At 63.2% G+C, this 12,593-nt stretch carries 12 protein-coding genes; 6 read left to right on the top strand and 6 right to left on the bottom strand.

Translation table 11 applies throughout. From position 1 onward, the window contains the following. Positions 1-18 precede the first annotated feature (18 nt). Both queE and queD read left to right on the top strand, forming a co-directional pair. On the top strand, positions 19-660 hold the full coding sequence (gene queE, locus B0O95_RS02110; RefSeq protein WP_104076420.1) for a 7-carboxy-7-deazaguanine synthase: 642 nt from the start codon (positions 19-21) through the stop codon (positions 658-660). Positions 661-678: 18 nt separating this feature from the next. Further along, positions 679-1,125 (top strand): 6-carboxytetrahydropterin synthase QueD, encoded by a 447-nt coding sequence (gene queD / locus B0O95_RS02115; protein WP_104076421.1) that lies wholly within the window; start codon positions 679-681, stop codon positions 1,123-1,125. A gap of 33 nt (positions 1,126-1,158) precedes the next feature. On the opposite strand, the gene rodA is transcribed toward queD, so the two are convergent. From rodA to B0O95_RS02140, 5 genes are read right to left on the bottom strand one after another with little or no spacing between them, the layout of a single operon-like run. Further along, positions 1,159-2,307: a rod shape-determining protein RodA gene (rodA, locus tag B0O95_RS02120; RefSeq protein ID WP_104076422.1), complete on the bottom strand. Its 1,149-nt coding sequence runs from the start codon at positions 2,305-2,307 to the stop codon at positions 1,159-1,161. An 8-nt stretch (positions 2,308-2,315) separates the two neighbouring features. Further along, entirely contained in the window at positions 2,316-4,478 is a 2,163-nt protein-coding gene (gene mrdA, locus B0O95_RS02125) for a penicillin-binding protein 2 (protein WP_104076423.1), read from the bottom strand. 17 nt (positions 4,479-4,495) lie between these two features. Continuing rightward, positions 4,496-5,008 (bottom strand): rod shape-determining protein MreD, encoded by a 513-nt coding sequence (gene mreD / locus B0O95_RS02130; protein WP_104076424.1) that lies wholly within the window; start codon positions 5,006-5,008, stop codon positions 4,496-4,498. Then, a complete protein-coding gene (mreC, locus tag B0O95_RS02135) occupies positions 5,005-6,033 on the bottom strand; it encodes a rod shape-determining protein MreC (RefSeq protein ID WP_104076425.1) in 1,029 nt (342 codons plus the stop codon). The genes mreD and mreC overlap by 4 nt, the downstream gene beginning before the upstream one ends. A 35-nt stretch (positions 6,034-6,068) precedes the next feature. Next, on the bottom strand, positions 6,069-7,112 hold the full coding sequence (locus B0O95_RS02140) for a rod shape-determining protein (RefSeq protein WP_076785893.1): 1,044 nt from the start codon (positions 7,110-7,112) through the stop codon (positions 6,069-6,071). A gap of 336 nt (positions 7,113-7,448) precedes the next feature. Between B0O95_RS02140 and gatC the strand changes: the two genes are divergently transcribed. From gatC to B0O95_RS02160, 4 genes are all read left to right on the top strand, one after another. Further along, positions 7,449-7,748, top strand: a complete 300-nt coding sequence (gene gatC, locus B0O95_RS02145; RefSeq protein WP_104076426.1) for an Asp-tRNA(Asn)/Glu-tRNA(Gln) amidotransferase subunit GatC — start codon at positions 7,449-7,451, stop codon at positions 7,746-7,748. 22 nt (positions 7,749-7,770) lie between these two features. After that, on the top strand, positions 7,771-9,264 hold the full coding sequence (gene gatA, locus B0O95_RS02150) for an Asp-tRNA(Asn)/Glu-tRNA(Gln) amidotransferase subunit GatA (RefSeq protein ID WP_104076427.1): 1,494 nt from the start codon (positions 7,771-7,773) through the stop codon (positions 9,262-9,264). 2 nt (positions 9,265-9,266) lie between these two features. Then, positions 9,267-10,736: an Asp-tRNA(Asn)/Glu-tRNA(Gln) amidotransferase subunit GatB gene (gene gatB / locus B0O95_RS02155; protein ID WP_370641798.1), complete on the top strand. Its 1,470-nt coding sequence runs from the start codon at positions 9,267-9,269 to the stop codon at positions 10,734-10,736. An 80-nt stretch (positions 10,737-10,816) separates the two neighbouring features. Continuing rightward, positions 10,817-11,605 carry an exodeoxyribonuclease III gene (locus B0O95_RS02160; protein ID WP_104076595.1) on the top strand — a complete coding sequence of 263 codons (789 nt, stop codon included), beginning with the start codon at positions 10,817-10,819 and terminating at the stop codon, positions 11,603-11,605. 44 nt (positions 11,606-11,649) lie between these two features. Here B0O95_RS02160 and B0O95_RS02165 read toward each other — a convergent pair whose 3' ends face one another. Then, the gene (locus tag B0O95_RS02165; RefSeq protein ID WP_233203033.1) at positions 11,650-12,534 is read right to left on the bottom strand and encodes a M48 family metallopeptidase; all 885 of its coding nucleotides are present in this window, start codon (positions 12,532-12,534) and stop codon (positions 11,650-11,652) included. Positions 12,535-12,593 lie beyond the last annotated feature (59 nt).

Raw genomic sequence — 12,593 nt, forward strand, 5'->3', positions numbered from 1 at the left:
TCAGGGGCAGGCAGTGAGATGACGTACGCGGTCAAAGAAATCTTCTACACGTTGCAGGGAGAGGGCGCCAATGCCGGTCGACCGGCGGTGTTTTGCCGCTTTGCGGGCTGCAACCTGTGGTCGGGCCGCGAACAGGACCGCGCGGATGCGGTGTGCCGCTTTTGCGACACCGATTTTGTCGGCACCGACGGCGAGAACGGCGGCAAATATCGCGATGCTGATGCGCTAGTGGCGAAGATCGCGTCGCTGTGGCCGCCCGGCGAGGTTGCGGCACAATACCGTTTTGTCGTTTGTACCGGCGGCGAGCCGATGTTGCAGCTTGATGCGGCGTTGATCGACGCGCTGCACCGTGAGCGGTTCGTCATCGCGATCGAGACCAACGGCACCCTGCCGGTGCTTCCCGGCATCGATTGGGTCTGCGTAAGCCCGAAGGCCGGCTCGTCCCTCGTGGTGACGCGCGGCAACGAACTGAAGGTCGTGATCCCGCAGGACAACCAGCAGTTGTCGGAATACGCGCGGCTGGATTTTGAGCATTTTCTCGTGCAACCGATGGATGGTCCATCGCGCGAACTGAACACGAAGCTGGCCGTGGATTGGTGCAAGCGGCATCCCCAATGGCGCCTGTCAATGCAGACGCATAAGTACTTGAACATTCCCTGAACCAGGCGCTGGACCACCGTGCTGACTATCACGCGCAAACTCGCATTCGACGCAGGCCACCGTATCCCGGATCACCGCAGCCAGTGCAGGAACCTGCACGGCCACCGGTATGTGCTGGAAATCACCCTGCAGGGCGAACTCGTCGATACGGAAGGCGCGCCGGATCGCGGCATGGTGATGGACTTTGCCGACGTGAAGCGGCTGGCGATGGAGCACTTGGTGAACGTGTGGGATCACGCGTTCATCGTCTATGAGCAGGACGTGATGGTCCGTTCTTTCCTCGATACGCTGCCCGAGCACAAGACGGTCGTGCTGGACCGGATCCCGACTGTCGAGAATTTGGCAGCCAAGGCGTTCGAGATCCTGGCCCACGTCTATGATGCGCATTACGGCATCAACCTGCGGCTGGCCAAGATACGCTTGTATGAGACGCCCAATTGCTGGGCCGATATCATCCGCGACTGAACGCCGTCAGGGCCGGGCACCGACGCGCGGTCGTTAGCTTTGCATCAGGCGCTTTTGTCGCGCCACGCTCATGATCATCCCGGTCGCGATGCCCAGTGTGATCAGCGCGGTGCCGCCGTAGCTCATGAATGGCAGCGGTACGCCTACCACGGGCAGAATACCGCTGACCATGCCGATATTGACGAATGCGTACATGAAGAAGGACAGCGCCAGCGCCCCGGCCAGCAATCGGCCGAACAGCGTGGCGCCGTTGGCCGCGATGTACAGAGCACGCGCGACGAGCAGCAGGTACAGGAATAGCAGCACGAGCCCGCCGGCCAGGCCGAACTCTTCGGAGAACACGGCGAAAATGAAGTCCGTATGTTTTTCCGGAATGAACTCCAGGTGCGCCTGCGTTCCCTTGAGCCAGCCTTTGCCGAAGGCCCCGCCGGAGCCGATCGCGATGACCGCCTGGATCGTATGAAATCCCTTGCCAAGCGGGTCTGAACTCGGATCGAGCAGCGTGCAGACGCGGTGCTTCTGGTAGTCGTGCAGCAGAACCCATTGCACGTCCGGCTGACAAATCCGGTCCTCGGTTGCAATCAATGAGCCGACGCCGATCACCAGCGCCAGCAACAGCGGCACGATTAGCTTGAAGCTCAGGCCCGCGAAGTAGATCACGAACAGTCCCGTGGACAGCACCAGGATCGCAGTACCCAAGTCGGGCTGTTTGGCGATCAGCCCGACCGGCACTGCCAGGATGATTAGGCCGATCAGGTAGTCGTACCACCGTATCACGCCCTCGCGTCGCTGGTAGTACCACGCGAGCATCAGCGGCATGGCGATTTTCAGAATTTCAGATGGCTGAATCACGACGCCGACATTGATCCAACGTTTGGCGCCTTTCTTAGTCAAGCCGAACAGCGCCACGGCGATGAGCAGTGCCACGCCGAACGAGTAGGCGGGCACGGCAAAACGCATCAGCGTCTGCGGCGGTACGTTCGCGATCGCCCACATCAGCACGAACGTGAGCAGGATATTGCGGACCTGGTCCTCGACGCGTCCGGGCACGTCCATGCTGGCGCTGTACAGCGTGAGCAGACCCACGCATAGCAACAAGAAGACGATCAGCGCAAGTGGCTTGTCGAAGCCGGCGAACATCCGTTTTGCGCGTCCAATCAGCACGCGGGGCTCGATGGGCATGGCGACTCCTAGTGCGCCGGGGTAGCGCCGTGCGCGCCCCCGGATCGATTCAATGTGGCTGGCGTGTCGGTCGGCGCACGCGGCCCCTGATCCGACGGGGGCTCGTATGGATCAGGTATCGGTTGTTGGGCGGGGGGCATGTCGCCGCCGCTGCTGGCCACCGACGCCGGCAGCGCGACTTGTATTGGGGTCTGCGCGCCGCCGATCGCCGGCGTGCCGCCGAGGTCGGTCGCCGACGCTGCCATCGCGACGGCGGTGGCTTCGGCACCGGGCTTGACGCGGTCGATCAGGTAATAGTCAAGCACTTTGCGGGCAATTGGGCCGGCCGCCCGGGCTCCCCAGCCGCCATTCTCGACGATCAATGCGAGCGCGATCTGCGGGCGCTCGACCGGCGCGAACGCGATGAACAGCGCGTGGTCACGCAGGTGCTCGGCCACCGCATGCGCACGGTATTTCTGGCCCTGTAGCGAAAATACCTGCGCCGTACCGGTCTTGCCGGCCGACGTATAGGGTGCGTTACCAAAGATTTTGTACGCGGTGCCTGAAGGGCTGTCCATCACGCTTTTCATCGCGTGCTTGACGACGTCGAGGTCCGCCTGCGTGATGCCTTGGATGCGGCCGCTGGATTTGGGCACCGTCAGCCGGAATTCGCGCGTGATCGGGTTCTCGACATCCTTGACCAAGTGAGGCTTCATGACCACACCGTTGTTCGCCAGCGTCGCGACAGCGTGCGCGAGTTGCAGGATCGTATACGAATTGTAGCCTTGGCCGATGCCGAGGCTGATCGTCTCGCCTTCGTACCAGCGCTGCTGCTCGGGCTTGCGATAGGCGCGTTTCTTCCAGTCGGTGGACGGCAGCACACCGCGTGCCTCGCCCTCGACGTCGATGCCGGACTGCTGGCCGAACCCCCACTGCTTCATAAAACTCGCAATCGTGTTGACGCCCAGATCGTGCGCGAGCATGTAGTAATACGTGTCGTTGGACACGACGATCGAACGGTACATGTCGACCCAGCCCTGCCCCTGTGGCACGTCGTTGCGGAATGTGTGGCCGCCGAACGTGTACGAGCCCGGATCCTGGAAGCCCCAGTTCGGCGTACGCTTGTGTGTGGCGAGCGCGGCCAGCGCCATGAACGGCTTGTATGTCGAGCCAGGCGGATAGGTGCCGCGTAGCGGCCGGTTCAGCAGCGGCCGGTCGGGTGACGTATTCAGCTCGTCCCAGGTTGGCTGATCGATACCATCGACGAACAGGTTTGGATCGAAGCTGGGCGACGACACGAACGCAAGCACGTCGCCCGTCGCCGGTTCGATTGCGACTAGCGCGCCGCGCTTGCCTGCAAATGCCTGTTCCGCGCTTTGCTGCAGGCCGATATCGAGTGACAGCCGCAGATTGTTGCCGGGCTTGGCCTGGGTGCGCGACAGCGTGCGCACCGGGCGGCCACCCGCGGTCACTTCGACTTCTTCGAAGCCTGTCACACCGTGTAACTCGGTCTCGTAGCTCTGCTCGACGCCGATCTTGCCGATATAGTCGGTGCCGTTGTAGTTGTTCGCATCGAGCCGCGGATCGTAGTGCTCCGGGTCACTGTCGTTTTTTTCGCTAGCCGCGTCGATGCGCTCCTGGTCGCGCTGTGAAATACGGCCGATGTAGCCGATCACGTGCGCCGCGGTCGTCCCGAGCGGGTATTGCCGGAACAGCCGCGCGCGCACTTCCACGCCCGGAAACCGGTAGCGCTGCGCGGTGAAGCGGGCCACTTCGTCGTCGGTCAATCGCGTGCGAATCGGTAGACTCTCAAAATTTTTCGAGTCCTCCTGCAGTTTCTTGAAGCGGCGGCGGTCGCGCGCATCGATATTGACCACGTCCGACAGCCGCTCGATGACCTCATCCAGTGTGCCGTCAATCTTCGATGGCGTGATCTCCAACGTGTAGGCTGAGTAGTTCTTCGCAAGCACCACGCCGTTGCGGTCGATGATGATGCCGCGATTCGGCACGATCGGCGCGACCGAGATGCGGTTTTCGTCAGCCTGCAGCGAATATTTGTTGTAATTCCATACCTGCAGGTACAGGAAGCGACAGCCGATCAGCGCGAAGCACGCGAGCACGAACACGCCCGCGGCGGCCACGCGAAGCTTAAAGCGCGCCAGTGCCTGCCGGGGATTGTTGAACTGCGTCATCTGCGAGCGGACCCCGGTCAAATCGGTCGCGTGTCGTCGTGGTCGGCCGCGCGTTTCTGCGGCAATAGCAGCAGCACGCTGGCAACCGGCCACAGCAGCGCGCCGACGAAGCCGTCCAGCAAGTAGCCCCAGCCCGGGAATGCGCCGCCGGCAATCAGCCGAATCACGAACGGCACGGCCTGCGCGACCATCAGCAGCGGCATCACGACGAAGACCTGCGCACCCAGCGATAGCCACAGCACGCGCCGGTGCACCATGATTGCCCCGTACGACAGCAGTGTGTAGGCGAGCGCGTGCTCGCCGAATAGGCTCGCATCGTGCACGTCGATTAACAGCCCAAGCAGGAACGCGATGCCCATGCCGACCTTGCGCGGTTGATGCACGTTCCAAAACAGCAGCACGATCGCGACGAAATCGGGCACGCCGATCCACTTACCCCATGGCAGCAGATTCAAAAAAAACGCGGCGGCCAGGCTGAACGCAATGAAGTACGGATTGACCGGCAGCAGGATATGATGGGGTCGATTCATTGCCGTGCTCCGGTTACCGTGGCCGACGCGGCTCGGGCAGATAATGCCGGCGAGCCGGTGCCCGTCGCACCCGATGCGGCCGGACCGGTCGCGGTGCTCTTGCCGGCGGCCGCCTTCGCGCCCTTCCTGGCCTTTGCCTTGCCGGCAGCCTTGGCCGCGCCGGTGTCCGTGTTGGTGGGATGCGGCGGCGTGCGCGCATCGTAGCGCAGTACCAACAACTGGCGGGCGCCCCGCACCGGCGCGAGCGGCTCGCAGACCACCCGGGCGAACGTGGTGTCCGCTTGGCGGTCGACGCGAATAACCTTGGCCACTGGCAGTCCCGGAGGGTAGACGCCGTCCAGCCCATTTGTCACCAGTTCGTCGCCGGTCTTCACATCAGCGCTGGTCGGCACGAACCTCAGATCCAGTACGTCGCCCTTAGGGGTGCCGTAGATCACGCTGCGAATGCCGGTACGTACCACCTGCACCGGCACCGCCTGGTCCTTGTCGGTCAGCAGCGTGACCTCAGATTGCAACGGGAAGACGCGCGTGACTTGTCCAATTACGCCTTTTTCGTTCACCACCGGTGCGCCTGCCTGCACATCCTGCTGGCTGCCGCCGGCGATGATGACCTTCTGCGTGAACGGGTCGCGCGTGTCGTACTGAATTTCGGTGGGCGTTGTCTGTATCGTTGAATGCTGCTGCAACTGCAGCAGCCGGCGCAGATGTTCATTCTCGGCCAGCAGTTGGGCCGCTTGCGACGCACGTACCGACAATTGCAGGCTCTTGTCGCGCAGCGTCTGGTTCTCGCTGCGCAACGAATGGATCGTGACGAATAGGTCGGCGCCGCCGACGATCAGATCGCGTGGCACCAGCGCCGCGCGTTGTAAAGGATAGAGCCCCGTGCCGATCACTTCGCGCACGACTTCGAGCGTTTGGAAACGCGCGTCGGTAATCAACAGTACGAGCGCGAGACCGACAAACGTGAACAGACGCGCGAGCGCCGAAGGACCTTGCTTGAACAGGGGCGGCGGACTGTATTCCATGGTCGACGCCCGAAACCGCACTTACTTCAGCCGGATCATTCGTACGAGAAGATGCTACCGAGCTTGTCCATCCGCTCGAGCGCCATGCCGGAGCCGCGCACCACGCACGTGAGCGGATCCTCGGCTACCAGCACTGGCAGCCCCGTTTCCTCCGCGAGCAGCCGATCCAGGTCGCGCAGCAGTGCGCCGCCGCCGGTCAGCATCATGCCGCGTTCGGCGATATCGGCGCCCAGTTCCGGCGGCGTCTGTTCCAGGGCGATCTTGACCGACGAGACGATCTGGTTCAGCGGGTCCGTCAGCGCTTCCAAGATCTCGTTGCTCGAGATCGTGAAGCTGCGCGGGATCCCCTCGGACAGGTTACGGCCCTTGACCTCCATTTCCTTCACTTCGGAACCGGGGAACGCCGAGCCAATCTCCTTCTTGATTGCCTCAGCGGTCTGCTCGCCGATCAACATGCCGTAGTTGCGGCGGATGTAGTTGACGATCGCCTCATCGAACTTGTCGCCGCCGACCCGTACCGAGCCCTTGTATACGATGCCGCCGAGCGAAATCACGCCCACTTCGGTGGTGCCGCCGCCGATGTCTACGACCATCGAGCCGGTCGCCTCCGACACTGGCAGGCCGGCGCCAATCGCCGCGGCCATCGGTTCCTCGATCAGGTAGACCTGCGATGCGCCGGCGCCGAGCGCGGCTTCACGGATTGCCCGGCGCTCGACCTGTGTCGAGCCGCACGGCACGCAGATGATGATTCGCGGCGACGGCGAGAACATCCTCGATTCGTGCGCGGTCTTGATGAACTGCTTGATCATCTGCTCGGTGACGCGGAAGTCGGCGATCACGCCATCCTTCATCGGGCGGATCGCCTCGATGTTGCCCGGTACCTTGCCGAGCATCTGCTTAGCTTCTCTGCCCACGGCCTGGATTGTCTTTTTTCCGTTGGGCCCGCCTTCTTGGCGGATCGACACAACCGACGGCTCGTCGAGCACGATACCCTTGCCGCGCATGTAGATCAGTGTGTTGGCGGTGCCTAGGTCGATCGCCAGATCGTTCGAGAAATAGCTGCGGAGAAAACCGAACATTAAAAATCCTGTCTCGCGGATGCCGGTCGCGGGAAATGTGCGTATGCGCCGGCGGCGGGTAAAACAACAGCTTCGGCAGAGGTCCGGAAGGCGGCCGCCGCGCAGTCACGAAGCTGCGGGAACAAAAATTTTACCGGCGCAGGCGGTGCACGCATCTGGGCAACGCGAATGCCGCAGCCGCGGGAGTACGCGCGTGCGGAGGACATTGCTGAAAGATGACGGTAAGACCGGCCGGGTTTAGGGCGAACGCGTAATGATACCTTATAATTTCAGCTTATTCGAAGAAAAGCGGGGGACGTTTTCGCCCGCTTTTCCCCCTCCATCCTTGGTGACCGCATGGCCTTGACCCCCACTGACGTAAACCGCATTGCGCACCTGGCGCGCATTGAGCTCGGGCAACGCGAGGCCGAGCACATACTCGAGCAACTGAACCAGTTTTTTGGCCTGGTCGAGCAAATGCAGGCCGTGGACACGACTAGCATCGCGCCACTCGCGCATCCGATCGAGCAGATCGAGGACGTCGCGCTGAGGCTGCGCGAGGACGCCGTGACCGAGCACGTACGGCGCGAGGACAACCAGCGCTGCGCGCCGGCGGTGCAGGACGGCCTGTATCTGGTACCGCAAGTGATCGAATAACGCGACGCAGGAAAACCGCACGATGCATCAGAAAAGTCTTACTGAATTGCGCGCCGCGCTCGATACAAAGCAGGTATCGGCGCTCGAGCTTGCGCAGCACTTCCTGCAGCGTATCGAGGCCGCACGCGAGCTGAACGCGTTCATCGACGTGAATCCGCCACTGACGCTGGACGCGGCGCGCGCGGCCGACCAGCGGCTCGCGCGCGGCGAACGCGGGCCGCTGCTTGGCCTGCCGGTTGCGCACAAGGATGTGTTCGTGACCCGCGGCTGGAAGTCCAGCGCCGGCTCCCGGATGCTGGCCGACTACGTGAGTCCGTTCGACGCGACGGTCGTCGAGCGGCTGGCGGCGGCGGGCATGGTCACGCTGGGCAAGACCAACATGGACGAGTTCGCGATGGGCTCGTCCAACGAGAATTCGTTCTTCGGCCCGGTACGCAACCCGTGGGACCGTAATGCGGTGCCGGGCGGCTCGTCGGGCGGCTCGGCCGCGGCGGTGGCCGCCGCACTGGCGCCGGTGGCCACCGGCACCGACACCGGCGGCTCAATTCGCCAGCCGGCGTCGTTGACCGGGATCACCGGCATCAAGCCGACCTACGGTCGCGTCTCCCGCTACGGGATGATCGCGTTCGCGTCGTCGCTCGACCAGGGAGGGCCGATGGCGCGCTCAGCAGCCGATTGCGCGCTCGTGCTAGGTGCGATGAGCGGTTTTGACCCGCGCGATTCGACGAGCTTGCAACGCGATGTGGAAGACTACACGCGCTGGCTTGGTAAGCCGTGGCAGGATGCCGGCGCGCTCGCCGATCGACCACTCGCCGGGCTGCGCATCGGGTTGCCGCGCGAGTACTTCGGCGCGGGGCTGTCGGGCGACGTGCGGGCGGCGATCGATGCGGCACTGCGGCAATACGAAGAACTTGGCGCGATACTGGTGGATGTATCGCTGCCTAAGACGGAGCTGTCGATCCCAGTCTACTATGTGATTGCGCCGGCCGAGGCGTCGTCGAATTTGTCACGTTTTGACGGCGTGCGCTACGGCCATCGCGCGGCCGAGTACCGCGACCTGCTCGACATGTACAAGAAGACACGCTCGGAGGGCTTCGGCGCCGAGGTCAAGCGCCGCATCCTAGTCGGCACGTACGTGCTGTCACACGGCTACTACGACGCGTACTACCTGCAGGCCCAGAAGATTCGCCGGATCATCGCGCAGGACTTCCAGGACGCGTTCGAGCAATGCGACATGATCATGGGCCCGGTGTCGCCGAGCGTCGCGTGGAACCTGGGCGAGAAGGCCGACGATCCGCTGCAGATGTATCTGGCGGACATCTATACGCTGTCCACGAGCCTGGCCGGATTGCCAGGCATGAGCGTGCCATGCGGCTTTGGCACTGGCCCCCATGCGGCGCGGCCGGTCGGCCTACAGATCATCGGCAACTATTTCAACGAAGCGCGGATGCTGCAAGTCGCCGATGCGTTCCAGCGCGTCACCGACTGGCATCGGCAAGTGCCCGCGGGAGTTTGACTATGCAGTGGGAAGTGGTAATCGGGCTGGAGACACACGCGCAGCTGTCGACCCAGTCGAAGATTTTTTCCGGGGCCTCGACGCGGTTCGGCGCCGAGCCGAACACGCAGGCCTGCGCAGTTGATCTGGCCTTGCCTGGGGCGCTGCCCGTCGCAAACCGGGGCGCTGTCGAGCGGGCAATACGCTTCGGGCTGGCGATCGGCGCGACGATCGCGCCGCGCAGCGTGTTTGCGCGCAAGAATTACTTCTATCCGGATTTGCCCAAGGGCTACCAGATCAGCCAGTACGAGTTGCCGGTTGTGCAAGGCGGCTCGATCACGATCCAAGTGGAGGCGAACGAAAAGGCTGGCCGCGATGCGTACGAGAAGACTATCAGATTGACTCGAGCGCACCTCGAGGAGGACGCTGGCAAGTCGTTGCACGAGGATTTCGCCGGGATGACCGGCATCGACCTGAACCGCGCTGGCACACCGCTGCTGGAGATTGTGACCGAGCCGGACATGCGCAGCGCCGCCGAGGCGGTCGCCTATGCAAAGGCGTTGCATTCGCTGGTCGTCTGGCTAGGTATTTGCGACGGGAACATGCAGGAAGGCTCGTTTCGCTGCGACGCGAACGTGTCGGTGCGCCGGCTCGGCGAGCAGGCATTGGGCACACGCGCCGAAATCAAAAACCTAAACTCGTTCCGCTTTCTGGAGGAGGCCATCCAATACGAGGTGCGCCGCCAGATCGAGCTGATCGAGGACGGTGGCACCGTCGTGCAGGAAACCCGGCTGTACGACCCGGACCGCGGCGAGACGCGCTCGATGCGCAGCAAGGAAGACGCGCATGACTACCGTTACTTCCCTGACCCGGACCTGATGCCGCTCGTGATCGACAGCGAGTGGATCGCCGAGGTTGGCCGCGCGCTGCCGGAATTGCCGGACGCGATGAAGCGCCGCTTTGCTGAACAATACGGCTTGCCCGACTATGACGCGGGTGTGCTCACAACGTCACAGGCGCTTGCCGCGTACTACGAGCAAGTGGTGTCCAAGGTGGGCGTTGCGAATGCGAAAATGGCGGCGAACTGGGTGATGGGTGAGCTTGCGTCGCAGCTGAACCGCGATGGGCTGGACATCGCGCAGTCGCCGGTATCGGCCGCGCAATTGGCGCTGGTTCTCGTGCGGATCGCTGACGGCACGATCTCGAACAAGATCGGCAAGGAGATTTTTGGCGCGATCTGGGACGAGAAGGCCACCGACGACGCGGCAGCCGATCGCATTATCGACGCCAAGGGGCTCAAGCAGATCTCCGACAGCGGCGCGCTCGAGGCGATCCTGGACGAGGTGCTTGCCGCCAATCCGAAGTCCGTCGACGAATACCGCGCGGGCAAGGACAAGGCATTCAACGCGCTGGTCGGCCAGGCGATGAAGGCCACGAAGGGGCGGGCAAATCCGCAGCAGGTCAACGAACTACTAAAGAAAAAGCTGTCCTGACCATGCGTGGCAGGTGCGCGGGCATGCCGCTGAGCGCCACCGGCTTCCACGATCGTCCGTCAACAAGGAAACAACACACCATGCTGCGAGTCATCACCGCCAATTTGAACGGCATACGTTCCGCCGCGAAGAAAGGCTTTTTCGACTGGTTCGGCGAACAGAACGCCGACATCGTTTGCGTGCAGGAAATCAAGTGCTCGCAGGATGACATGACACCCGAATTCCTCGCGCCGCACGGCTTCACCGGCTATTTCCAGCATGCGCAGAAGAAGGGGTACAGCGGCGCCGGGCTCTATACGAGGCATGAACCGGACGAGTTCATCGCCGGCTTCGGCAGCAAGGCGTTCGACCACGAGGGACGTTATGTCGAGCTGCGCTACGGTGACCTGTCGCTGGTGTCGGTCTATGTGCCGTCGGGTTCGAGCGGCGAGGAGCGGCAGGCGGTCAAGTACCGCTTCATGGACGATTTCTATGCGCACCTGGACGAGCTTCGGCGCGAGCGCGAAGTGATTTTCTGCGGCGACATCAACATCGTGCACAAGGAAATCGACATCAAAAATTGGAAAGGCAACCAAAAGAACTCCGGGTGCCTGCCCGAAGAGCGCGCATGGTTAAGCAAGGTATTCGACGAGCTTGGCTATGTGGACGTCTTTCGCACGCTGGATCCGCGGCCCGAGCAGTACACGTGGTGGAGCAACCGCGGCCAAGCCTATGCGAAAAACGTCGGGTGGCGAATCGACTACCAGATCGCGACAGCCGGCATTGCCTCGACGGCCAGGCGCACGTCGATCTTCCGCGATATTAAGTTCAGTGACCATGCGCCGCTGACGATCGACTACGACTACACGCTGCGCCGCCGCGCAGCGTGACATGGCCGGCACTCGTCGCGTCCGCTGCGGCATCGCCACTTGGCTTAACGGTTGCGTCGGTAGCGCGGCAATGCGTCGGTGGTCGTGCCGAGCGCCTTTGCATACAGTGGCAGCATGTCAGACAATCGCTTGCGCAGGTCGGCGGCGCGCTGCGGCGTCATCGGATGGGTCGCGATGAAGCTCGTCTTGCTGGCGCCCGGCAGGGCGGCGGCCCGGCTCCATACCGTCAGCGCGGCTCTTGGGTCGAAACCGGCACGCGATGCGATCTCATCGCCGATCACGTCAGCCTCGGTCTCGTCGGCTGCATCGTAGCGTAAGTGCGCGAGGTGCGTGCCGATGTCCAATGGCGTGGACCCGAGATCGGCCAGCCCAAACAACTGCGGGATCGTGCCGGCGCCCAATTGCGTGGCCTGTTGCCGGCCTAGGCGCTCGCGCGCATGTTCGCGCAACGCGTGAGCCACCATGTGGCCCATCAGCATCGCCAGTTCGTTGTCGTTCGGGCGCAGACGCGTGAGTAGCGCGCTGTCGATCAGCAGTTTGCCGCCGGGCAGGCAGCGGATCATCATGTGCTGCGAGCGCACCACATAGGCTTCCCATTGCCACTGTTTCGCGCGTTCGTTCCATTTCAGCGCATATGGGATGAGCCTTTGCAGAATCGCGCGAACCCGTTTGACCTGCAGGTCGCCGTCGGGCAGCAATTGTCCTCGCTGCTGGGCGCTGTGCACCCATTGCCGGTATTCGCCGCTGGCCTGTTGCTCAAGCATCGACGGCGAAATCAGGTTGCGGAACGCCGCCGCGTTGCCGAAGCGCACCGCCTGAGCCGGATCATATGACCTGGCGTTGCCGGTCCTCGGCTGCGCGCCGGACGGCGGCGCGACGGCACCGCCGATCAGCAGTGCCACGCCAGCCAGTCGTCTGGCGAGCGCCAAGACGCCCGTCCGAGGCGGCCGTGGGCACCGAGCGCGTCCAGGGCGCCAACCGACATACG

Origin of the sequence: Mycetohabitans endofungorum (genome assembly GCF_002927045.1) — a bacterium.
In the GTDB taxonomy this organism is placed as follows: Bacteria; Pseudomonadota; Gammaproteobacteria; order Burkholderiales; family Burkholderiaceae; genus Mycetohabitans; species Mycetohabitans endofungorum.

What these genes read in the sequence shown, in the direction of transcription:
- mreD (WP_104076424.1), bottom strand. Translation starts at nt 5,008, where the DNA reads ATGAATCGACCCCATCATATCCTGCTGCCGGTCAATCCGTACTTCATT.
- B0O95_RS02140 (WP_076785893.1), bottom strand. Translation starts at nt 7,112, where the DNA reads ATGTTCGGTTTTCTCCGCAGCTATTTCTCGAACGATCTGGCGATCGAC.
- mrdA (WP_104076423.1), bottom strand. Translation starts at nt 4,478, where the DNA reads ATGACGCAGTTCAACAATCCCCGGCAGGCACTGGCGCGCTTTAAGCTT.
- queE (WP_104076420.1), top strand. Translation starts at nt 19, where the DNA reads ATGACGTACGCGGTCAAAGAAATCTTCTACACGTTGCAGGGAGAGGGC.
- gatC (WP_104076426.1), top strand. Translation starts at nt 7,449, where the DNA reads ATGGCCTTGACCCCCACTGACGTAAACCGCATTGCGCACCTGGCGCGC.
- gatA (WP_104076427.1), top strand. Translation starts at nt 7,771, where the DNA reads ATGCATCAGAAAAGTCTTACTGAATTGCGCGCCGCGCTCGATACAAAG.
- mreC (WP_104076425.1), bottom strand. Translation starts at nt 6,033, where the DNA reads ATGGAATACAGTCCGCCGCCCCTGTTCAAGCAAGGTCCTTCGGCGCTC.
- rodA (WP_104076422.1), bottom strand. Translation starts at nt 2,307, where the DNA reads ATGCCCATCGAGCCCCGCGTGCTGATTGGACGCGCAAAACGGATGTTC.
- B0O95_RS02160 (WP_104076595.1), top strand. Translation starts at nt 10,817, where the DNA reads ATGCTGCGAGTCATCACCGCCAATTTGAACGGCATACGTTCCGCCGCG.
- gatB (WP_370641798.1), top strand. Translation starts at nt 9,267, where the DNA reads ATGCAGTGGGAAGTGGTAATCGGGCTGGAGACACACGCGCAGCTGTCG.